This is a genomic window from Flavobacterium pygoscelis (genome assembly GCF_023162025.1).
Lineage (GTDB): Bacteria > Bacteroidota > Bacteroidia > Flavobacteriales > Flavobacteriaceae > Flavobacterium > Flavobacterium pygoscelis.
The window spans coordinates 43,679-65,222 of the sequence record NZ_JALNUB010000002.1 but is presented as its reverse complement, the minus strand read 5'-3'; the positions used below and the strand labels follow the sequence as shown (position 1 = coordinate 65,222).

The 21,544-nt window shown below is 34.3% G+C and carries 16 protein-coding genes and 1 pseudogene; all 17 read right to left on the bottom strand.

What is annotated here, in order from left to right:
• Window positions 1–8 precede the first annotated feature (8 nt).
• The 17 genes and pseudogenes from MW871_RS02550 to MW871_RS02470 all read right to left on the bottom strand — a co-directional run bounded on the left by MW871_RS02550 (window position 9) and on the right by MW871_RS02470 (window position 21,518).
• Window positions 9–563 (bottom strand): NADPH-dependent FMN reductase, encoded by a 555-nt coding sequence (locus tag MW871_RS02550; protein ID WP_248427446.1) that lies wholly within the window; start codon window positions 561–563, stop codon window positions 9–11.
• A gap of 23 nt (window positions 564–586) precedes the next feature.
• A complete protein-coding gene (locus MW871_RS02545; RefSeq protein WP_248427445.1) occupies window positions 587–1,396 on the bottom strand; it encodes an SDR family oxidoreductase in 810 nt (269 codons plus the stop codon).
• 146 nt (window positions 1,397–1,542) lie between these two features.
• A pseudogene (locus tag MW871_RS02540) lies at window positions 1,543–3,054 on the bottom strand (catalase).
• Window positions 3,055–3,147: 93 nt separating this feature from the next.
• A complete protein-coding gene (locus tag MW871_RS02535; protein WP_248427696.1) occupies window positions 3,148–3,861 on the bottom strand; it encodes a pirin family protein in 714 nt (237 codons plus the stop codon).
• Window positions 3,862–4,131: 270 nt separating this feature from the next.
• Entirely contained in the window at window positions 4,132–5,004 is an 873-nt protein-coding gene (locus MW871_RS02530) for a helix-turn-helix domain-containing protein (RefSeq protein ID WP_248427444.1), read from the bottom strand.
• 41 nt (window positions 5,005–5,045) lie between these two features.
• Window positions 5,046–5,615 carry a TMEM175 family protein gene (locus tag MW871_RS02525; RefSeq protein ID WP_248427443.1) on the bottom strand — a complete coding sequence of 190 codons (570 nt, stop codon included), beginning with the start codon at window positions 5,613–5,615 and terminating at the stop codon, window positions 5,046–5,048.
• Between the two features lie 185 nt (window positions 5,616–5,800).
• Entirely contained in the window at window positions 5,801–6,376 is a 576-nt protein-coding gene (locus MW871_RS02520; RefSeq protein ID WP_248427442.1) for an MliC family protein, read from the bottom strand.
• Between the two features lie 689 nt (window positions 6,377–7,065).
• Window positions 7,066–9,003, bottom strand: coding sequence for a glucosamine-6-phosphate deaminase (gene nagB / locus MW871_RS02515; RefSeq protein WP_248427441.1), 1,938 nt, complete (start codon window positions 9,001–9,003; stop codon window positions 7,066–7,068).
• Between the two features lie 74 nt (window positions 9,004–9,077).
• On the bottom strand, window positions 9,078–10,202 hold the full coding sequence (gene nagA, locus MW871_RS02510) for an N-acetylglucosamine-6-phosphate deacetylase (protein WP_248427440.1): 1,125 nt from the start codon (window positions 10,200–10,202) through the stop codon (window positions 9,078–9,080).
• 8 nt (window positions 10,203–10,210) lie between these two features.
• Window positions 10,211–11,398: an AGE family epimerase/isomerase gene (locus MW871_RS02505; RefSeq protein WP_248427439.1), complete on the bottom strand. Its 1,188-nt coding sequence runs from the start codon at window positions 11,396–11,398 to the stop codon at window positions 10,211–10,213.
• Between the two features lie 87 nt (window positions 11,399–11,485).
• Window positions 11,486–11,779 carry a hypothetical protein gene (locus tag MW871_RS02500; RefSeq protein ID WP_248427438.1) on the bottom strand — a complete coding sequence of 98 codons (294 nt, stop codon included), beginning with the start codon at window positions 11,777–11,779 and terminating at the stop codon, window positions 11,486–11,488.
• A gap of 333 nt (window positions 11,780–12,112) precedes the next feature.
• On the bottom strand, window positions 12,113–12,736 hold the full coding sequence (locus MW871_RS02495; protein ID WP_248427437.1) for a GDSL-type esterase/lipase family protein: 624 nt from the start codon (window positions 12,734–12,736) through the stop codon (window positions 12,113–12,115).
• A 148-nt stretch (window positions 12,737–12,884) separates the two neighbouring features.
• Complete coding sequence (locus tag MW871_RS02490; protein WP_248427436.1) at window positions 12,885–14,129, bottom strand: MFS transporter; 1,245 nt, start codon at window positions 14,127–14,129, stop codon at window positions 12,885–12,887.
• Window positions 14,130–14,197: 68 nt separating this feature from the next.
• Entirely contained in the window at window positions 14,198–15,373 is a 1,176-nt protein-coding gene (locus MW871_RS02485; protein ID WP_248427435.1) for a kelch repeat-containing protein, read from the bottom strand.
• Window positions 15,374–15,600: 227 nt separating this feature from the next.
• Entirely contained in the window at window positions 15,601–16,521 is a 921-nt protein-coding gene (locus MW871_RS02480; protein ID WP_248427434.1) for a dihydrodipicolinate synthase family protein, read from the bottom strand.
• A gap of 86 nt (window positions 16,522–16,607) precedes the next feature.
• Window positions 16,608–18,059 (bottom strand): RagB/SusD family nutrient uptake outer membrane protein, encoded by a 1,452-nt coding sequence (locus MW871_RS02475; protein ID WP_248427433.1) that lies wholly within the window; start codon window positions 18,057–18,059, stop codon window positions 16,608–16,610.
• Window positions 18,060–18,077: 18 nt separating this feature from the next.
• Window positions 18,078–21,518: a SusC/RagA family TonB-linked outer membrane protein gene (locus MW871_RS02470; RefSeq protein WP_248427432.1), complete on the bottom strand. Its 3,441-nt coding sequence runs from the start codon at window positions 21,516–21,518 to the stop codon at window positions 18,078–18,080.
• Between the last annotated feature and the right edge of the window lie 26 nt (window positions 21,519–21,544).

Below are 21,544 nucleotides of genomic sequence, written 5' to 3'. Positions count from 1 at the left end.
AATAGTTATTACTTTACAATAGTTTGAACCCATTTTTCAAAAGCTTCCATAAACGTGGTTAGAAACTTTTTAGTTGAATCGTTTTTTAAATTACCTTTTTCATCAAAAAGATCTGCTGCTCCACCAATATAAGCTTCGGGTTGAGCCATTGTAGGAATATTGACAAAAGCCAATGATTGTCTCAAATGATGGTTAGCTCCAAATCCGCTGATATTTCCTGTAGAAACACTCACTACAGCACCTGGTTTTTCTGTCCAAACATTTTTCCCATAAGGTCTAGAACCGACATCAATTGCGTTTTTTAACACAGCGGGAACCGAACGATTGTATTCAGGCGTTACAAAAATAAGTCCGTCAACCGCTTTTACAGCTTCTCTTAAAGTCGTCCATTCTTCAGGCGGTGTTCCTTCTAAATCTTGGTTGAACATTGGGATATTTGAAATGTCAATTAATTCCAATTCTAATGATTTTGGGGCAACTTCCATCAACACTTTTGCGGTTTTCAAGTTGAATGATTCTTTGCGAAGACTTCCTACGAGTACGCCAATTTTAAATTTTTTCATATATATCTTTTTTAAATTAATTTTTATTTCATTTTTTTAATGTTGTGAATCACGCCGCCGTCCACTAAAATATCAGTGCTTGTAATAAAACTTGCTGCATCACTGGCTAGGAAATACACTACGTTGGCAACGTCTTCTGCTTGTCCGTTTCGCTGCATCGGTGTGGCTTTTCGAATCGCTTCCATACGTTCGGGATGCTCTTCAGCGGCTTTTAATGCCATAGGAGTTTCAATTACTCCGGGAGAAACGGAAACAATTCGCGCCCCTTTTTGTCCCCACTTATCAGCGTATTTCTGTGTCAACAATTGAACACCTCTTTTTGCAAAATTGTACATGGTGTCGGAATCTTTGACAAACTTACTAACCGTCTCAAAAGAACCTGAAGACTGCGGATTAGCCAAAGCGTCATCATATTCAGGATTTGGAGGAACCGAATGCGCCATCATCGACGAAAGTAATATAGCTGCTGAATCTTTTTTTGCAATGTCGAAAAACGCATCTACTAAAAGTTCAGTTGCAATTAAGTCAATGCTGTACACTTTTTTCAAATCTTTTACGGTTCCACTGACACCAGCGGTATGAACCAAAGCTTTTAATTGACCTTTTTGGGAAACAAATTTGGTTAGTTTTTCAATGTCGTTTTTATCGGTGATGTCACAAGCAATACCTGCCACATCAAATCCTTCTTTTTCAAAAGATTGTACGGTTTCATCGACTTGATCTTGCGAATAATCGGTAATAATTATAGGTTGGTTTTTAAATGCTCTTGCACAAGCTTGACCAATTCCTCCGGCTCCACCTGTTATCACTATCAACTTTTTATCTTCTTTCATTTTTACTATTTTATATGAATTTATAATTAACTCTAAATTTTCGCAGTTCAAGCAGAACTAGGTTGGATAAATACTTTAGAAATCTTGTCCTAATTATTGAATTTGCTAATCATTAAGGCATTGGTTTTTAATTTTCATTATTTATATTATCCGTTTGTTGGCTTTGGTGCCCAACGATTGTAAGGCGTCAGGTCAAAGTTATTTACTTCTTCCATGGTCAAATTCAACGCTTTTGCCACACCTTCTCCATATTCTGGATCGGCTTTAAAACAGTTTCTAATGTGGCGAATTTGGATAAATTTTTCTGCACCACCCACTTGTGCTGCAGTATTGGCAAACAATAAATTTGCTTTTCCATCTGCTTTAATGATTCGGAATAAATTACCGGGTTGCGTGAAGTAATCTTCGTCGTCATCTCTAAAATTATGAGCATAAGCATCTCCGTTTAATTCTAATGGAGGTTCTTTCGCATCGGGTTGTTCTTGCCATTCGCCAAAACTGTTTGGTTCATAATGTCTGGCTCCACCATAATTTCCATCTACTCTCATGGCACCATCACGATGAAAAGAATTGTAGGGACAAGTTGGTTTATTTACCGGAATTTGAAAATGGTTGACACCTAAACGATAACGTTATGCATCGCCGTAAGAAAAGAGTCTTCCTTGTAACATTTTGTCTGGCGAAAATCCAATCCCAGGAACAATATTGGTTGGATTAAAAGCAGCTTGTTCGACATCTTGGAAATAATTCTCTGGATTTCGATTCAACTCAAATTCTCCCACTGGAATTAGTGGAAAATCTTTTTTAGACCACACTTTTGTTAAATCAAAAGGGTGGAAGCGGTAGGTTTTTGCTTGTTCTTCGGTCATAACTTGAATGAACATCTTCCATTTTGGAAAATCATTTCTTTCAATAGCATCAAAAAGATCTCGTTGTGACGATTCTCTATCCGAACCTACTATTTTCATCGCTTCTTCATCCGATAGGTTTTCAATGCCTTGCTGAGTTACAAAATGAAACTTAACCCAATGCCTTTCATTATTCTTATTGATGAAACTATACGTATGACTTCCAAAACCGTGCATGTGACGGTATCCTTTTGGAATTCCGCGATCACTCATCGTGATGGTTATTTGGTGTAAAGATTCAGGTAGTAAAGTCCAAAAGTCCCAGTTGTTGTTTGCACTTCGTAGGTTGGTTTTCGGATCTCTTTTCACCGCATGATTTAAATCTGGAAACTTCATTGGATCACGAAAGAAAAAGACAGGCGTATTATTTCCCACTAAATCCCAAATTCCTTCTTCGGTGTAAAATTTTAATGCAAAACCTCTAATATCTCGTTCGGCATCGGCTGCTCCACGTTCTCCTGCTACTGTTGAAAACCGACTGAACATTTCCGTTTTTTTACCGATTTCACTAAATATTTTGGCTCTTGTATACTGCGAAATATCGTGCGTAACAGTAAATGTTCCAAAAGCACCCGAACCTTTAGCATGCATTCTTCGCTCTGGGATTACTTCTCGATCAAAGTTGGCCATTTTTTCCAGAAACCAAGCATCTTGCATTAACATCGGGCCGCGAGTTCCTGCCGTTTGTACATTTTGATTGTCGCCTACTGGAGCTCCCGACTGTCTTGTAAGTTTGTTTTTATCGTCCATAATTTGTGTTGTTTTGTTATAAAAAATTTAGAACGTTAATTTACCAAATTATTGATGTACTAAATCAATTACTGCACTTTTTATATAAATTACTTATCGGTTCATTGGAACTTCCATCAACAAGATCATTGCTTGTGGATTTGCCTTAATTTGAATTCCGTTGGTATTCCAAATCCCCATTCCGTCTCTTTTTGAAAGTGGTTGATCGTTAATTGTTGCTTCTCCTTCTAAAATAAAAGCATACACTCCGTTACCTTTTTTTTTTATTTGATACGTTTCGCTAGTTTCTTTTGTAAATTGACCGAGGTGAAACCAAGCATCTTGATGGATCCAAACACCTTGATCGTCTTTATTTGGCGAAAGAATTTGATAGAACTCATTTTCTTTTGCAATATCTTTTAGTGAAATCTGATCGTATTTTGGTGTTACATTTTTCTTGTTTGGAAAAATCCAAATCTGTAAAAACTTCACCTCTTTATGAGTGTTTTTGTTGTATTCAGAATGAGTAACTCCCGTTCCAGCACTCATAGCTTGCACATCGCCTTGCTTGATTACTGTAGTGTTTCCCATACTGTCTTTGTGTTCCAAATCACCTTCTAAAGGAATTGAAATAATTTCCATATTATCGTGTGGATGTGTACCAAAACCCATTCCGCCTTGTACACTATCATCGTTCAAAACCCGTAATAAACCAAAGTTCATTCGTTCAGGATTGTTATAATTGGCATAGCTAAAAGTATGATAAGAGTTAAGCCATCCGTGATTTGCATTTCCTCTCGTAGCTGCTTTGTGAATAACTGTATTCATAGTTTTTATGTTTTTATTGGGCAAATGATTGAATCCTACTTGTTCCATCAATCGATCATAAGTAGATGCGATAACCGGTTGTTCTGCTTTTTTTATGATTTGAGGTGCAATGGTTCCTGCTACACCTGTAATAAGGATATTTTTTAAGAATTTCTTACGATCCATAATTTTGCCGTTTGTTAGTACTACAAAGATGGCTTTCTTATTTCAAGTCTGGAATATGAAAATGGAGTGTAAACGTATGAATTTCCGATTTTTATAGAAATGTGCCTATTTAATTTCTCGTTTCTTGAAGTGAGAAGGAGATAACTTGGTGTGTTTTTTAAAAAAAGCACTAAAATTGGCAGGTTCGTTAAACCCCAATTGGTAGGCAATTTCTTTATTGGTTAAACTGCTGAAAAAGAGGAGTCTTTTAGCTTCCGTAATGATTCGTGCTTGAATAAATTCTTTGGCAGTTTTGCCTACTTTTGCTTTAAATGTTCGATTCAAATGATCAGGAGTAATAAAAAGCTGATTGGCATAAAAGGTGGTTGAATGTTCTTTTTTGAAATTTTGGTTTACCGAATTTTTAAAATTCCGAATTAAAGAAGCTCCGGAAATATCAATATCCGACTCGATGGGATTGATGGCACAACTGTTATTGCATGCGATTAGTATTAATTTTAAAAACGAGCCAATGGATAAAAATTTCATTGCAGCATTACTATTGAATAATTCGACTATTTGATTGGCGAAATTTTCGACGCTTTCAAAAGCTTTGCTTTCTAGTTGTAACGGTGGACTTTGTCCGTAATTTTGAAATAGGTTTAAGCTTTCTATAAATGAAATTGGAATGGAGTTTTCTACTAAAAAATGATTAGAGAAGGTCATAGAAAAACCCTCTGATTTTTCATGCTCAATTACTTGATGCACTTGTCCTGGAGCAATAAAGAAGATTTGCTTTTCAGCCAATTCATAGGCATTAAAATCTATTTTATGAATACCTTTTGCTTTACTGATAATTAAAACGGAATAGAAATTATGCCGATGTGGTTCATCTACTTTACCGTTTCGAAGCGTGTAAATATCCTGCATTTTAGCAATATTAAAATGAAGATTTTCTTGGTTACTATTTATGCTCTTATAGGTTTTTACGGCAGTCATTACTAGCTTTAATTAGAATCTTATAAGGAGGTTGGTGTAAATTATACTTTTGTTTCAATTCTCCGGTCGGGAACCAGCCACATTATAGCAACAATTCCGTAGAAAATTAAAGCCACCCAGGGAAAAATAAATGCGGATGCAATTCCCAAAAGGTACAATGCCATTGAAATCTTTCCTTTTCGATCTGAACCAATAACTTGTCTTAAAGCAAATTGGTCGTCGTGGAATTTTATAATTATAGCTTGCAAAATATAGTAGGCTATGGCACAAAAAAGCAAAACTACACCGTAAGCCATGACAGGCAAAAGATTTGTATAATTTTCCCCAATCCAAGCAGTGGTAAATGGAATAAGGGAAAGCCAAAAGAGGAGATGCAAATTGGCCCACAGAATTTTACCGTTTACTTTTTCGGTAATTTGAAAGAGGTGATGGTGGTTGTTCCAATAAATTCCAACGTAAATGAAACTGAAAATATAACTGATAAAAACAGGCGTCTTTGCAAGTAAAGAATTCAAGTCCGTGTCAACAGGAGCTTTGAGTTCCAATACCATAATGGTAATGATAATTGCCAAAACGCCGTCGCTAAAAGCTTCTAGTCTGTTTGTTGTCATTTTGAAGAAAGAAATTACGTGAAAGAGAAAAGCGAATTTAGTAATTTCTCAATTATAAACAACATCTATGTCGATGGTGCAAAAAAAAAAACGGTTAGAAAAACAAAGTGTTTTTCCAACCGCTAAAATTATAAGTCCTTCCATCTGATTAGCCAAAAACTTGTCTTCAGACGAATCTGTTTTATTTAATTTTCAAAAACCGTTTTACCGTCTTTTGTCAAAGTAAGGTGATCGCCTTTTCCTCTCAATTCGTATTGGTCATTTTTATACCAAATTCCGGAAGCTGGTTTTTTGCCAACCAAATCAATTTGTTCGCCACCGTTTAAATACGCTTTTACGGTATTTTCAGTATTGTTGAACGTCAAATCTAAAGTTTGTCCGTTTTTATCTTTTAAAGATTGCGAACCCATTTCGTCTTTGTGTTCAAAAATGAGTTTACCATCTTTTGTAAGTTCGATGTCATTTCCTTTTCCTCTCAGTTCGAATTGTTCATTTTTATACCAAATGCCAGAACCTGATCGTTGGGCTTTTAATTCGCTAGTCTCGCCGTCAAAATTTATTGTGGCAGTACCATTGATATTGTCAAATTTCATTTCTAATTGTTTGCCTTCTTTGTTTTTCAAAGTCGATGTAACAACGTCTTCATTTTTAACTTCTACCGCTTCTGTTGTAATCACGCTCTCGTCTTTTTGAGTTTTTTCCTTACAAGAAGTAACTATTAATGCGGTCAACATTGCGAAAGTCAAAATTTGTTTTTTCATATTATATATAGTTTTAATTTTGATAGTTGTATTTCAATAATTGTTCCAAAATTTTAGATTATTTAAAATTTAAAAATAAAAGCTTAATTCATATGAATTGAGCTTTTATTTTTTGATCCTTACTAGAAATTCACAAAACATTTTATACAAGATCTAAAGAAATTAGCTATCTGGAATCCTTTATAGAAAGTAAGAATCTATTTCTAGTTTTATGTAAAATTAAACCAATGTTTTTATAAGATCCAACTCATAATTTAGCTGCTAAAATTTGTTTTTTTAATTTGGAAAAAAGTTTCAATATTTATAAAAATAAAAGGACTAAGTATTTCTCATTTGTAAACAAAATAAGAGTGAAATTTTGCACCCTTTTTTCTTAAATATAGCTCCATATTTTATTTCCATTTCTACATTTACAAAGTAAGATTAAGATCAGGACGAATAAAACAAAAACACTTGCGAAAAAATTTTTGCAAGTGTTTAATTAAATATTTATTGTGTAAAAATTGGTATTGGTTATTTAGGACCAGACAGGATGAACCATACTGAAAAAAGAACATGTAAATGAACCGATGGTTAAACAAGTTATTAGCCTAGTAAAGTTCATAATTTGGTGCGGTTAAATAAAGGTACTTAACAATAATTAAAGGTTCAACATGTTCAATTTTTAGGCTTGGATATACATAATAACTTTAATATTCAAAACGTTTAAAAGCTTCAATTGCTTCGTATTCGGCTAGACCTAGATCATCATATAGTTTTGCAGTATTCTTATTACGATCCTCTGCTCTTACCCAAAATTCCCTAGAGTCATTTCCCTGGAACATTACTCTATCTTTTTGCGATTGATGATACAAGATGGCGTGTCTTTTTAACAAGACTTCATCTGGACTTAATGGTACTGCCATATCAATTTCGTGAATTTCCCATTCGTGCCAAGCGCCTCTATATAACCATAACCAGCATTCATTCATGTAAGATTCCGATTTTAATTGGGCCATTGCGGCAAATATGGCATTCAAGCAAACTTCATGAGTACCATGTGGATCAGCTAAGTCTCCGGCGGCAAAAACTTGATGTGGTTCTATTTTAGCTATGATGTCTTTTACGATTGCTATATCAGTTGATCCCAGTGGATTTTTCTGTACCAACCCAGTTTCATAGAAAGGAAGATCTAAAAAATGCGTATTTTCATCTTTTAATCCAATGTATCTTGTAGCCGCGTAAGATTCACGTCTGCGTATAATTCCTTTTAGTTTACGAACCTCTGCAGAATCAATTTCACCTTGTTTTTTAGCATTTATAAAGCTTATAACTGATTTAAAATTGATTTCACTAGTAGATTTATCCATAAAATCATTGCAAACTTCTGCAAATTTTAATGCTTCATCATCTGTAACAGCTATATTTCCTGAAGTTTGATATACGACATGAACATCATGCCCTTGTTTAATTAATTTGGCAAATGTACCTCCCATAGAAATCACATCATCATCTGGATGGGGACTGAATAAAATGATTCTTTTCTTGGTTGGATTAGCTCTTTCGGGTCTATTTGAATCATCCGTGTTTGGTTTTCCACCAGGCCATCCTGTTATGGTATGTTGTAGTACATTAAACATATTAATATTCAAATCATAAGCTGAAGTTCCAGAAGCCAAAAGATCTGACATTCCATTGTTGTTGTAATCTCGATCGGTTAATTTTAAGATCGACTGTTTTGTATTTTGGCAAAGCCAAACAATTGCTTTACTTTTCAATTCTTGAGTCCAAATACAGTCTCCAACCAGCCATGGAGTTTTAAACCTTGTTAATTCTGAGGAAGCAGATTCGTCTAAAACGAAAGTGGTATTAGTATGATTTTGTAAAAAAGTAGCAGGAATTTCCGAACTTATATCTCCTTGAATAGTTCTTTTTATAATATCGGCTTTATTTTGGCCCCAAGCCATCAAAACAATTCTTTTAGATCTTAAGATTGTAGAGACCCCCATTGTAATCGCTCTTTTAGGTACATTACCTATACCGTTAAAATCACCAGATGCATCTACTTTTGTAATGTGATCTAAGGTAATAATTCTCGTGCCAGAATTGATATGTGAGCCAGGCTCATTAAAACCTACATGCCCTGTGCGACCAATTCCCAGCAATTGAAAATCAAGTCCTCCAGCATTTATAATTTTTTTCTCATAATCTAAACAATATTGATTCAATTGTTGAATAGAAATAGTACCATCAGGAATGTTTATATTGTCTGGGTTAATATCTATATGATTAAAAAGATGTTGATGCATAAAATAATAATAACTTTGATTGCTTTCTTTTGTCATTGGATAGTACTCATCTAAATTAAAAGTTATTACGTTCTTAAAACTTAGTCCTTCCTCTTTATGCATTCGGACTAATTCATTATATACTTTTATAGGAGAGGACCCTGTAGCCAAACCAAGAACACAGGATTTGTTTTCCTTTTGTCTTGATTTAATTAACAAAGCTATTTCTTTGGCAACAATTATAGAAGCTTCTGCTGAATTTTTAAAAATTTCATTATGAATTTTTTCAAATCTAGTTTCTTCAAATTTGCCAGGACTCTTATAACTAATGTCTGATTTTATTTCTAATGTGGTAGTCATTGTGTAGTTTATTTGAATTATTTATATAATTATTTAATATTGCTTTTAGACGTTCATTAATACTCCTATATATTTTAATATGCATTAAATTTCAAAGTTTCAATTACTGATAAATCATCGTTGAACTGAACAAAACTAGCAGGAAATCCAGGTTTTATTTTTCCAATTTTATCTTTCATATTGATTGCATTAGCAACCCTCGAAGTAGCCATTTTGATTGCTTCGTCAGCTGTTATATTCAAATGTTTATAAGCATTTTGAACTGCCTCCTTCATTGAAATACTGGAGCCTGCTAAATTGCCTTCGTCGTTTGTATAAACCCCGTTTTTTAGGTGTGCATTGAAACTATCCCATTTGAAATTAGAGACTTTTCGCCCTAAAAATGTGGCATCACTAATTAAGAAAAATTTATCTTTCTTTAATTTATAAGCCAGCCTTGCAGCGGCATAGTTACAATGAACGCCATCTAAAATAATTGGAGTGTAAACGGACTCGTTTTCAAATGACGCACCCACTAAACCGGGTTCTCGGTGACTAAATTGTGTCATGGCGTTGAATAGATGGGTAACTAGTTTGATTCCTTTGGAAAAGTAATATTGCGCTTGATCGTAGGTCATGTTTGAATGTCCAGCCGAAATGACAATGCCGCTTTCTAACAACATGTCTAATTGATCCTCGGTGAAACATTCGGGAGCAATAGTTATTACTTTTATGACATCTTTTCCATAACGAATGATTTCTTCTAATTCAGTATTAGATGGCTTTCGAACTTGGTTGATACTATGTGCACCACGTTTTAAAGGATTTAAAAAAGGCCCTTCTAAATGCATACCCAATACTCCGTTTTTATATTTTCCTATATAATTACGGATAGCTTCAATTCCTTGATGAATTGTTTCGTTTGAAGACGAAATTAAACAAGGTAAAGTGTGGAAAGTTCCATGTTTTAGACTCGAATCATTAATGTCCTGAATGGTTTCTTCGTTTGGAGATTGACTGAAATAAAATCGCTCTCCGCCATTTATTTGAATATCAATAAAACCGGCTGCAATATGTTTGCCTTTTAGATCAATTGTTGGAATATCATGTGGTACTTCTTTTTGAACCGAAAGGATAATGCCATTTTTGATAATGACAACACTATTAGTTATCATTTCATCTCCGGTATGAACTGTTGCGTTTACAATAGCTTGTTTCATTCTTAAAACTAATTTTCTTCTAAATGTTCGTTAAGTAATGTCATGCAATACCATTCTTGTCTTGGCAAATGGAAAGGCCCCTTAAATAGATTTCCTTTTGCTGTTTGAGCTATACTACCATCTCTATGTAAATATCCAAACCATTCTCCATTTTCTTTATCGTGAAACTTATCATAGGAATAATCATGAACCATTTTATGCCATTTAGCATATTTCATATCACCAGTTAAGGTGTATGCAAGAAGTGTAGCTATAATTGATTCATTATGTGGCCACCAAAACTTCATATCTTGCCAGTATTCCTGCACGGGCTTGTCATATACATCACGGAAATATAAAATTCCGCCATACTCTTTGTCCCATCCTCGTTCCCACATATAATCAAGCATTTTACAACCTAAAGCAATTAAACGTGGGTCGTTGTTTCTGTATTTTGCTTCATGCAATATAAACCAAGCTCCTTCAATTGCATGTCCAGGATTTAAAGTACGTCCATCAATGTGATCTACTATTGATCCATCTGGTGCAACTTGCTCCATAACACATTGAATATCATCTTTAACAAAATAGGTTTCAATTTCATCAATCCATTTATCAATCCATTCATTGCAACGAGGGTCCCCAATATTTTCTCTTAACTGTTGCGCGGTGTTTATCATTATCATCGGTACTCCAATCCCTTTTAATGGACGAGTAGCAGTAAATTTTGCTTGTAATAACCCAGGTGTTTTTGAGTATTCGATGCATTTTTCAAATAATTGACGTGCATTATGAGCAATACTGTTATCTCCAGTAGCTTTGGCATAAGCTGACATTGCGATAACCGCAAATGTTTCAGAGAAGAAGTAACGTCGCTTGCGTATAGGTTTCCCATCGCGAGTTACATGAAAAAACATTTGTCCATCGGCGTCAAAGCAATGATTTTTTAAAAAATCGATTCCTGACTTGGCATTATCTAACCACTCTTGTTTAGGTTCAATTGTATTATAAAGAGTTGATAAAAGCCAAGCAGCACGACCTTGAATCCAAACGGCTTTATCATCATCTATTAAGCCTCCCTCTTCGTCTCGCATTAATAAGTACCCTCCAAACTCGGTGTCCACAGAACGAGGGAACCAAAATGGAATGGTATCATTTAATAACTGATTTTGATAAAAATCTTTAAGCTCTTTTAAGTCTTTCTTTGAATAACCCATTTGTTTTTTTTATAATCCGTATTTAATTTTAAATAGCGGTGTAGTTTTATTTTTTATGTCCTGAGCATCCCTTGAGATGCTTTCTTTTTAATTGATTTCTAATTTGAAAGGCGAGGGGCCATCGGTCTTAACTCCTTTTCCGTAATTATATCGTAAAGCCAAAAGAGCCATTCGTTCTGCTATTTCTTTTTTTCTGATCGGATGAACGTTAATAGAATCGTCATTATCCATACTTACGACCATACCACTCTTAGGAATTATCTTTTGCAGTCTGTTCTGTGTATCCCTAAAGGTAGGCCAGGAGGGAGGGCAAATTCCTGATAATTGTATGTAGTAAAAAGGAAAAACAGTATTCCATGCCTTACGCCAGCTTTTAACCAAAAGGGGTAAAAGATGTTCAGATAATTCGATATTATGGGTATAGGTTTCGCCTTGATACCAGATAACACCTTTGAAAGAGAACTTGGAAAAATCATTAACTCCAGCTTCATAATTATAACAAGGATCATATGGATGACTTTTTTTAAATTTATAGCATTTTTTAAATTTGTTACAGCACGCTCTCTAACCAATGGCATAGTGAAATCTGATTTGCGCCAGTTAGTCAATAAATCAACAGCTTTATCGTCGTGTTCTAGTGTGTATTGATCGATCCAAGATTCTATTGGCGAACCTCCTACATTAACTTCTATCAAACCAATAGGTACATTTTCTTCATGTGCATTTTTTTGTAGGATTCAAGGCATCTGGAAAAAGATCAGGGCGCGAATATAAATTTTCGTATAAGTCAATCAAGCCCACTGGATTTGCTTTAGCAATATTTGAAATATAGGATTGAATTTGCCAATACCAATCTCTTGTACCTGATTTAAAACGAGGGTGTTGATTAAAAATAGGATTCATTCTAAAGATGTAAATTTTAACTTTTGGATTCTGCTTTTTTAATGCATCCAATAACCAACTGTAATCAGCATCAAGCCCTTCTTTATAATTGGGCCAATTTCTAGGATCGGTATCATTCAAGCCCAAATGAATTATGGCGACATCTGGATTAAATGCAACAGCATCAGTAAATTTCTTTGTTTTATAATACGGATTATGTCCATTTTTTAAAAGCGTAGCACCACTATTTCCAAAGTTTCCAACGTCATATTTATTACCCATCAAAACTTGAAGTAGGGAAGGATAAGATCCAGCATTCCCTAGCAAATACCCCGCAGTTACAGAATCACCAATACACGCTATTTTTATAGCCGCTTTCTGCGCCAGTAACACCTGCCCGAAGCAGATGATAGTGATGCAAGAAAGAATAAACTGATTTGTTGTAAAGCGTTTCATAGTGTGCGATTAAGCGTTGCAAGATTTTAAATGTCTATCAGATGAAGCAAAATTTATAATTTCGCCTCAAACGATAGCTCTAACCAAACCAAAAAATAATGAAATTCATTTATTATTTCTAAATGCCTATTTGAATTTTCTTCAAATATTAGACATCTACATAATCATTTGCGGTTGGACGTAGAAAACTAATTTGGACTATTAACGCGACTAAAACGACACCCGCCATTAATGCAAATCCACTTCCTAATGTTCCACTATCTGAATATTTACCTAGTAATGAAGTGACTAATGCTCCACAACCTACACCAACCATATTAAGGATTCCGTAAGCAGTTGCTCTATATTTTGAAGAAACAAACTGACAAAGAATAGGCATATTATTAGCATCAAACATTCCGTAACCGATACCAAAACACAAGGCTGCTCCTACTACATTAAATAAAGAGTGACCAAAGCCAAGTAACAACAAAGCTGGAATTGTTAATCCTAAACCAATGGCACTGGTGTAAACTCGTCCTTTTATATTTTTCTGAACCCATCTATCTGATAAAATTCCACCAAAAATAACTCCGATAAATGCCGAAACAGAAATCGTTATGGTTGCTAGAGGTCCAGCTTGTTCCATAGGAATATTTAAGTTTTGAGAAAATAAAGTTGGCAGCCAGTTTTTAGTAGCCCAACCTGGTAAACTTGGAATAGCAAAATAGAATAAGATTATCCAAAATGACATATTAGTAAGCAACACACTTAATCCTTTTAATACTGATTCTCTCTCTTTAATAGGTGAAGTTGCAGTAGTTTTAATTTCTGATTTAGGATGTTTAAATTCTTTTAATAAGAACACTAAAACAACAGCATATACAATACCAATGATTCCAAAATAATGGAAAGTAGTATGCCAAGAAAAAGAAGCTGCTATAGTCGCTCCGAAACCTCCAATAGCAGAACCCATATACAATCCCGTCATGTGAATACCTATCGCAAGCGATCTTGTTTTTTTCTGATGGTAATCAGCAATAAGCGACAAACCAGCAGGAATATACAAGGCTTCACTTACACCCATAACAGCTCGTAACCAATACAACTGATTGTAACTATTAGAATATCCCATTGCATAAGTAACCGCTGACCAAACAAAAAGACTACCTACAATAAGCCATTTTCTATTCATTTTATCAGCAATAATTCCTGAAATTGGACTCATAAGGGCATAAATCCATAAAAATATTGCCATTAATCGACCAAAATTCTCTCCAGATAATAATTCAGGAATATCCGTTTCCATTGATGGACGCATGGTTGATAACATTTGTCTATCCATATAATTAAGCAAGGCGACAATCCATAATAAGGCCACGACAACCCAAGGATAATATTTTGATTCTTTCATATTTAGGTAGTCTTTTTAGTTTTTTGGTTGTTGACTTCGCAAAGAAATAGCTGTGGTTACTAATTGGTTTATTTTTTTATCGTTCCTAACATTACATCAGGAGTTCTGATTCCAGGTTTTATTTCACCATTTGATAAAATTATTTTTTTATCCCATAAAACAGCAGGTGTAGTAACATGTGGTAAAAATGGTAATTCTCCTATTTTTGACCATTCATTAGTCAAAGTATTGTATAACAAAACTCCTTTATAAAATCCAGGATGATTCGTTACTAATTTATTTTTCTTTGCGATTAATTCTGCTTTAAGTTCTTCTGTTGTCGCTTTAGCAATTTGAGATAAATAGGTTTCTATTTGATGAAAAATAACACCATCATCTCCACCAACAATTACAACCGAATGTGAACCAACTGCAACTCCAGCTCCTGCTGAAAAGTTAGTACTGTTTTTTCCATCAGATATATTTGCGGCAGCAGACCAAATTTGTTTTTTTACATCAAAAACAAAAGTAGTATTATGCAAATCACTTATACCTGAACCTGTCTTTGTTCTTCCACCAACCATATAAATGTTAGTACCATTTATTCCTTTTTGTGCAACTACAACTGCATTGGCTAGAGCCAAAGGTAAATTGGGTAAAGTTTTCCATTTAGCATTTACTTCATTCAAATCTAGACTTGCAAAAAAATCAGAGGATTTAGTTGCCTCATCTCCGCCAATAGCATAGACCACATTACCAATATGTGTAAGAGAAATATTTGCAACAGCGATAGGAAAATCAGCTAAAGATTTTGTCTCCACTTCTTTTTTAGCCGCGTTCCATTTTAATAGATACGTTTTATTAGAAAGTCCCTTTTCATTTTCACCACCTACATATACCACACCCAAATCTGTAGATGTTGAGCCACAATAAGCGATAGGTTCTGCTAACTCACTCTTTACTAATTCGTTCCATTTATAGACATCCTTGCATTTTTCTAAAACATGAATCGTTTTTGAATAGTTTTTTTTTCCACCTTCCCAAGGCATTTTATCTGGAAAGTTGGCACCGCCAGTTACAATCAAAACGTCATTACTAATGCCGTTAATAGGCCCTGCGAAACCAATTGAAATACTTCCATCCAAATTTTTTAATTGGGCAGCGGTTTTCCAATCTACATGGTTTACTTCTTTTTTTTGAGAAAAGGCATCAGTTGTTGACATAATAAGGGATATAAATAGTAGAGAAAAAATAGATTTGTTCATCGTAATTATTTTAAAATAAAGTTTCTAACAAAAAGAAGATTCCTGATTCAATTGCCACGAAGACACAAAGACTCAAACAATTTTTTTTAGCTTTCTAATAAATTAAATCAAGTAAAACCTTTGTAATCTTATGGCTTAGTGGCAACTAATATTTTTTTAGTTATTAAAAAAAAAACAACTTATTTAATATTATTCGTGTTAGAATTTTTCAGACTATATAATTACGATTATTTTGACTTGTATTCATCAAAATTTAGACTAGCTACGTCTGATTTAAACAATTCAAATTGTTCAGCGTTCATGTTTTTAACTGGTAATCTGAATTCACCTAAATTGAATCCTACTATTTTCATGTATGCTTTACCAACTGAGATTCCGCCATATTTACCTAATAAACGAATCATGTTAATTGATTTTTGTTGTAAAATGCGTGCTTTAACCAAATCATTAGCATTGAAAGCATCAATCAAATCATAATACAATGGAGCTGCATAATTAAAAGTACTTCCTACAGCACCTTTAGCTCCTAATACTAAAGCTGAAAGCATATTTTCATCACGTCCCCAAAGCATATCGTATTTTCCATTTTCATAGCTCATACAACTTTGGAAGTCCATGAAGTCTTCATGCGTATATTTCACTCCAGCAAAATTGGGAAGTTTACCGTCTAGCGCTTTTACTAAATCAAACATTGGTAAGTTAACGCCTGTCAATACAGGAATATGATAATAATAGAAGGGCATATTAGGAACCTCTTTACCTACTTTGATACATACTTCAGCAAGCATATCTACATTAGCCGGTTTAAAATAAAAAGGACCTGTTAGTGAAACAGCGTATAAACCTATTTCATAAGCATGTTTAGCCAATTCGATACAATCGTCAAGACAAGTTCCTGCTAAAAAAGCCATTACTTTAAAATCGGGATCCTGATTACTACAATCTGCCCAAGCTTGCGCAACCGCTTTCTTTTCGGCCATAGTGGTAGAAACTCCTTCGCCTGTAGAACCGTTAATAAATGCTCCTGTTATGCCGTTTTTCTTTAAAAAAGAATAATAACCAGAAATTAAGCTAACATCTAATTTTCCGTTGCTGTCAAAAGGTGTAAATGGAGCTGAGATAAGACCTTGTAAGTGTTGAATTTTCATGGTATTTTATTTATTTATTTTTATATTTTATAAAATAAGCCGGAAATTTAAATATTTTCCGGCTTAAAATTTAAAATGAAATTCTATTAGGGATTTGGTGTGATTTTAGGATTATAATTTATTGTATTTTGAGAAATAGGAAATAAGATCTTTTTACCAGCCATTGACGGAACGTTTGCTGTTTTTCCAAAACGAACTAAATCCCACCATGCTTTGCCTTCAAATGCTAGTTCATGTAAACGCTCTCTTAAAATGGCATCATCGTTAGCAGCTTGAGAGCCATTTGTAAATGATGCTGATGGATCAGCTCTTTGCATTACTAAATTCATTTCAGTTGTTGGGTCTTGCATTAATGCATTTTTAATTTCTGCTTTCATTAGCAAGATGTCAGCCCAACGGTAAATAATGATGTCACTTACAAATCTTCTTGTTGTTCCGTCAACTGTTCCATTATATTTCACTAATCCTGTTACTACAGGTGTAGCTCCGTTCATCAATGTTAAATAAGTAGCTGTTTTTCTCGTATCAGTATTGGAGAAGTTAAAACGGGTAATGTCCGGTTGAACTCTCGAAATTCCTGCATTACCCGAACCAACTCCTAAGGTTCCAAAAGTTGCTGTCGCCGTTAGAGCAGTTAAAGGTGCAAAATCACTAGGTCCTACAAACATAAATGAATTCCAGTTGTCTGATAAAGATGAAGGGACGTCTGCTAATGAATATCTAACTGCAAAAAGCACCTCGTTGTTTCCTTTGTTAGTGTAGCTAAACACATCTTTAAAATTAGGTAATAAAGCAGGTCCCGCAGGAATTGCGTTTATCGCAGCCAAAGCAGTATTTAAATCTGTTGCTCCTCCACCCAATTGTTTTGCTGTCCACAAATTTACATCTGCTTTTAATGCATTTACAGAGGCTAACGATAGTTGTGTTTTATTATTACTCGCATCAGGAAAATTAGCAAGAGCTAAATCAATATCAGATTTTATAAAGGTAAAAACTTCAGCAATAGTGTTTCTAGGAACAATGTATTCCGATTGATTGGTGTTTTCTGTAGGTGTAGTAACAATTGGTACACCTCCCCATGAACGAGCCATAATGAAATAAGCTAAAGCACGCATGGAATAAGCTTGAGCAATATATCTCTTTTGCTCCTTTACCGTAGTTGGGCTAAACTGAATATTAGGCACATATTTTAAAATTAAATTAGCCTGTTGGATTACGGTGTATAAGCCACCCCAATCCACATCCATATTCTGTGGCGTTAAGTTATTGTTATAATAATTTGCTAAAGTAAGAGGTGATTGAACACCATTTGTAATTTCAGCACTTCTTGCTCCTCCCAATAAATAGTAATTTTGTTGGGTTTGTGTTCTAAAGTTGAAGTACATACCGTTTACACCTGCTTTAGCATCATCTTCAGTTTTCCAAAAGCTCGTAGAAGTGATAACACTATCTGACTTTAGATTTAAGTCATCTTGACAGGAATTCAGTAATGATAAACCTGTAAAAAGCATTGTATATAAGAGAATTTTCTTTTTCATGATATTTTTTGTTAAAATTTACAAACCAATATTTAAACCAAGTATAATGTTTCTTGGAACAGGATAAGTTCCTTTTGCTCCTGCATCATTTAGTCCAAGACTAGAACCACCGTCTATACCTTGTACCTCTGGACTTAAACCACTGTATTTGGTGAAATAATATAGATTGCTTCCTGTAACATAAACACGTACGTTATTCAATTTTATTTTCTCGATTAATGATTTTGGAATGGTGTAACTGATTGTTATTTCTCTCAAACATAGGTAGTCTCCGCTTTCATAATAACGGCTATTACCTTGGAACATATTAGTGTTGTAAGCTGCACCAGCTGCTTCAGATCTAAACAAGTTATTTTGATTGGTTTGATCTGCCCAACGATAGCGAGGTACATCAGTAATGTCTCCTTCTTTTTGCCAAGATTGCAAGCTTTCAGCTAGTAATCCATAGTTTCCTTGAAATTGTCCTACAAAACGTGCTCTTGCTTCATTATAAATTGTTGCTCCAAGTGAATAATCTGTTCTAACAGCTAATTCAAATCCTTTATAATCGGCGTTCAAACTAAAACCTCCTGTGAATTTTGGAAACATATTTCCCATAAAGGTTCTGTCTCTACTGTCAATAATGCCGTTTTTGTCAGTGTCTTCAAATACTGCATCACCTGCAAATTTCTTTCCTGTTGGATTTCCTCCTGCTATTTCTGTTTTTGTAACATAATTATCATGAGTGGTCAAGTTATAAGCATCTGCTTCTGCTTGAGTCGAAAGAATATATAATTGTTTATGGGCGTAGAAATCACCAATTTTTTGGCCTTCTTGTAATCCCCCAACAAATTTATAAGCACCACTTCCTGCGTCCCAAATTTGAGTTCCTCCAATTCTATTGTTTAAATTACCATTAAATGGAAGTTTCTCGATTACGTTTGTATTATGAGAAACATTGGCACCAAGATTAATTTTTAAATCATTTCGATTGTAAACATTAGCATTCAATTCTAGCTCAAAACCTTTACTTCTTAATCCGCCTAAGTTTGTTAATACTGTAGAGAAACCACTATTAGAAGGAAGCGTTAAGTTAGTTAATAGATCAGAAGTTAATTTATTGTAAAAATCTCCAATCAATCTAATTCTGTCATTATTAAAACCTAAATCAAAACCAGCATTAAAAGTTTGTGATTGTTCCCATTTTAAACCCGGATTCGCAATTTGAGAATTTATAATTGCTGACTGACCATTATAACTGTTGGCAAAGCCATTAGATGTACCAGAATATAATCCTCCTGCTTGAAAATCACCCAAGGTACCTAAGTTTCCATTTATACCAAAGCTTCCACGAAGTTTTAAAGAAGAAACCATTTCAGGCATTACCTTCCAAAATTTCTCTTCTTGAGCGTTCCATCCAACAGATAATCCAGGAAAAAAACCATATTTGTTATCTGGTCCTAAGCTAGATGCACCATCATATCTAAAAGAAGCTGTTGCAAAATACTTGCTTTTATAATCGTAATTTACACGTCCAAAAACACTATTTAATACTAGTTTTGTATTATTGCTATATACTGAAATTGGTATTGGAGAAGAATCTAAACTTTGAGCAAGATCAGAAGGACTTCCTTTTCCAGATGCATTAAAGGTTTTTATCGTTCTATCAAATTTTGAAGCTCCAAGCTTTGCTTGAAAATTTCCAATTTTTTCTAGATTTTTAGCATAAGAAAACACCCCTTCATATTGATATTGTGCGATTTCATTACTTAATCTAGTTGCTGTACGTGTATTATCGACTAAACCGTTACTACCACTTAAAAAAGCTTGTTGGAAAGTATTGTCATTTTCATTTTCATTATAAAGAGAAAGGGATGGTGTAAAAGTTAAGTCATTAGTAAGTTTTAAATCACCATCAACACTCATTTGTAATTTATTATTTTCATTAATTCCTTTCACTTTGCCCATTTGGTATAATGGATTTCCATTGATATTGTTTTGTCCAGGAGCCAATGTACCGTCTTCTAAATATAGTTTTGTAGTAGGTGAATTACCTAAGTATCTATTAAAAACAACACTATTGGCTACAACTTGATTGTTACTTGATTTAGAATATAACACACGACCATTTAAAGTAAAGTTTTCAGCTACTTGTAAGGAAGCGTTTAATTTACTAGTAAAACGTTGGTAACCAGTAAATATAGTAATACCATCACCTTTTAAATATCCTAAACTTAAATCGAATACCCCTTTATCGCTACCGCCACTGATTCCTATATTATGATTTTGAGTGATTGCATTTTGAAACAAAACGTCATTCCAATCCGTGCTTTTGTACAAAATAGTATTGGCAGCATTAAGTGGATCCGTAATTTCTTGCCAACCTTTAGCTTGCAAAGTACCAATTGTACTTGGCGATAAATTTGACTTTAATAAAGTTGCGAAAGGCGTATTTGATAACAAATTGTTTCCTGTACCAGCCGGAGTAGCACCAGTCAACTGACCTAATCTAGCAATACCTGTACTTGTATTCAATCCTGCTATTTCAGCAGCGTTGTACAAACCTTGACGTTGCAATCTGATATAATCTCCTCCATCTAAAAAATCATATTTTTTGCCAATCGCACTACTCTGTGTTGATACATTATAAGTGATTTTTGTTTTTCCCGCTTTACCAGTTGAAGTAGTAATTATAATTACTCCATTAGAAGCTCTTGCACCATAGATAGAAGTAGCTGCTGCATCTTTTAAAACTTGCAATGAAGCTATGTCATTCGAGTTAATATCGTCAATCTGATTTCTAATTACTCCATCAACAATATATAGGGGAGTTGCTCCTGCTGGATTATCAATTGATGTCCCACCACGAACTAAAATGTTGGATGCTTTTCCAGGCTGTCCTGAGGAGGTACGAACAACTAAGCCAGTTATATTACCTTGTAAAGCTTGAGTAACATTAGAATACGGCACATTCTCTAAAACCTTTTTATCTAATTTTGATACTGATGTGCTTAATGTTTTTCTATTTTGTTGTCCGTAACCCACAACAATAACTTCATTCATTTGAACGCCGACTTCTTTTAATATTATAGTAAGAGGTTCATTTCCTATTAAGATCTCTTGTTCTTCAAGACCTATATAAGAAATAATTAATGTTGTAACATTATCAGGAACCTCAATTGTAAAGTTACCATTAAAGTCAGTTTGCGCGCTTATATTAGTTCCTTTTGCGACAATATTTACTCCTGGCAAGGTCTCTCCGCTTTCATTAAGTACTTTTCCTTTGACAATTTTTTGAACAAAACCTAAGGTAGATATTTGTTTAAAAAATGTCGATTTATGCACTATTAAATTAGGCCTTTCTTTAGATTCTGCTGCAGATACTTGCACTGTCAATGTAGTTAAAAGTACTGCTGCTACTTTCGTAACGGACCAATTTTTCGAATCGAGCCGAAAGTTTTGCGGTTTTTTTTTAGTCAAAAAATTCATAACTTTGTAATGGTTTG

Coding starts and splice junctions, on each gene's coding strand:
- MW871_RS02550 (WP_248427446.1), bottom strand. CDS start 563: ATGAAAAAATTTAAAATTGGCGTACTCGTAGGAAGTCTTCGCAAAGAA.
- MW871_RS02545 (WP_248427445.1), bottom strand. CDS start 1,396: ATGAAAGAAGATAAAAAGTTGATAGTGATAACAGGTGGAGCCGGAGGA.
- MW871_RS02535 (WP_248427696.1), bottom strand. CDS start 3,861: ATGAATACAGTTATTCACAAAGCAGCTACGAGAGGAAATGCAAATCAC.
- MW871_RS02530 (WP_248427444.1), bottom strand. CDS start 5,004: ATGACTGCCGTAAAAACCTATAAGAGCATAAATAGTAACCAAGAAAAT.
- MW871_RS02525 (WP_248427443.1), bottom strand. CDS start 5,615: ATGACAACAAACAGACTAGAAGCTTTTAGCGACGGCGTTTTGGCAATT.
- MW871_RS02520 (WP_248427442.1), bottom strand. CDS start 6,376: ATGAAAAAACAAATTTTGACTTTCGCAATGTTGACCGCATTAATAGTT.
- nagB (WP_248427441.1), bottom strand. CDS start 9,003: ATGACTACCACATTAGAAATAAAATCAGACATTAGTTATAAGAGTCCT.
- nagA (WP_248427440.1), bottom strand. CDS start 10,202: ATGAAACAAGCTATTGTAAACGCAACAGTTCATACCGGAGATGAAATG.
- MW871_RS02505 (WP_248427439.1), bottom strand. CDS start 11,398: ATGGGTTATTCAAAGAAAGACTTAAAAGAGCTTAAAGATTTTTATCAA.
- MW871_RS02495 (WP_248427437.1), bottom strand. CDS start 12,736: ATGAAACGCTTTACAACAAATCAGTTTATTCTTTCTTGCATCACTATC.
- MW871_RS02490 (WP_248427436.1), bottom strand. CDS start 14,129: ATGAAAGAATCAAAATATTATCCTTGGGTTGTCGTGGCCTTATTATGG.
- MW871_RS02485 (WP_248427435.1), bottom strand. CDS start 15,373: ATGAACAAATCTATTTTTTCTCTACTATTTATATCCCTTATTATGTCA.
- MW871_RS02480 (WP_248427434.1), bottom strand. CDS start 16,521: ATGAAAATTCAACACTTACAAGGTCTTATCTCAGCTCCATTTACACCT.
- MW871_RS02475 (WP_248427433.1), bottom strand. CDS start 18,059: ATGAAAAAGAAAATTCTCTTATATACAATGCTTTTTACAGGTTTATCA.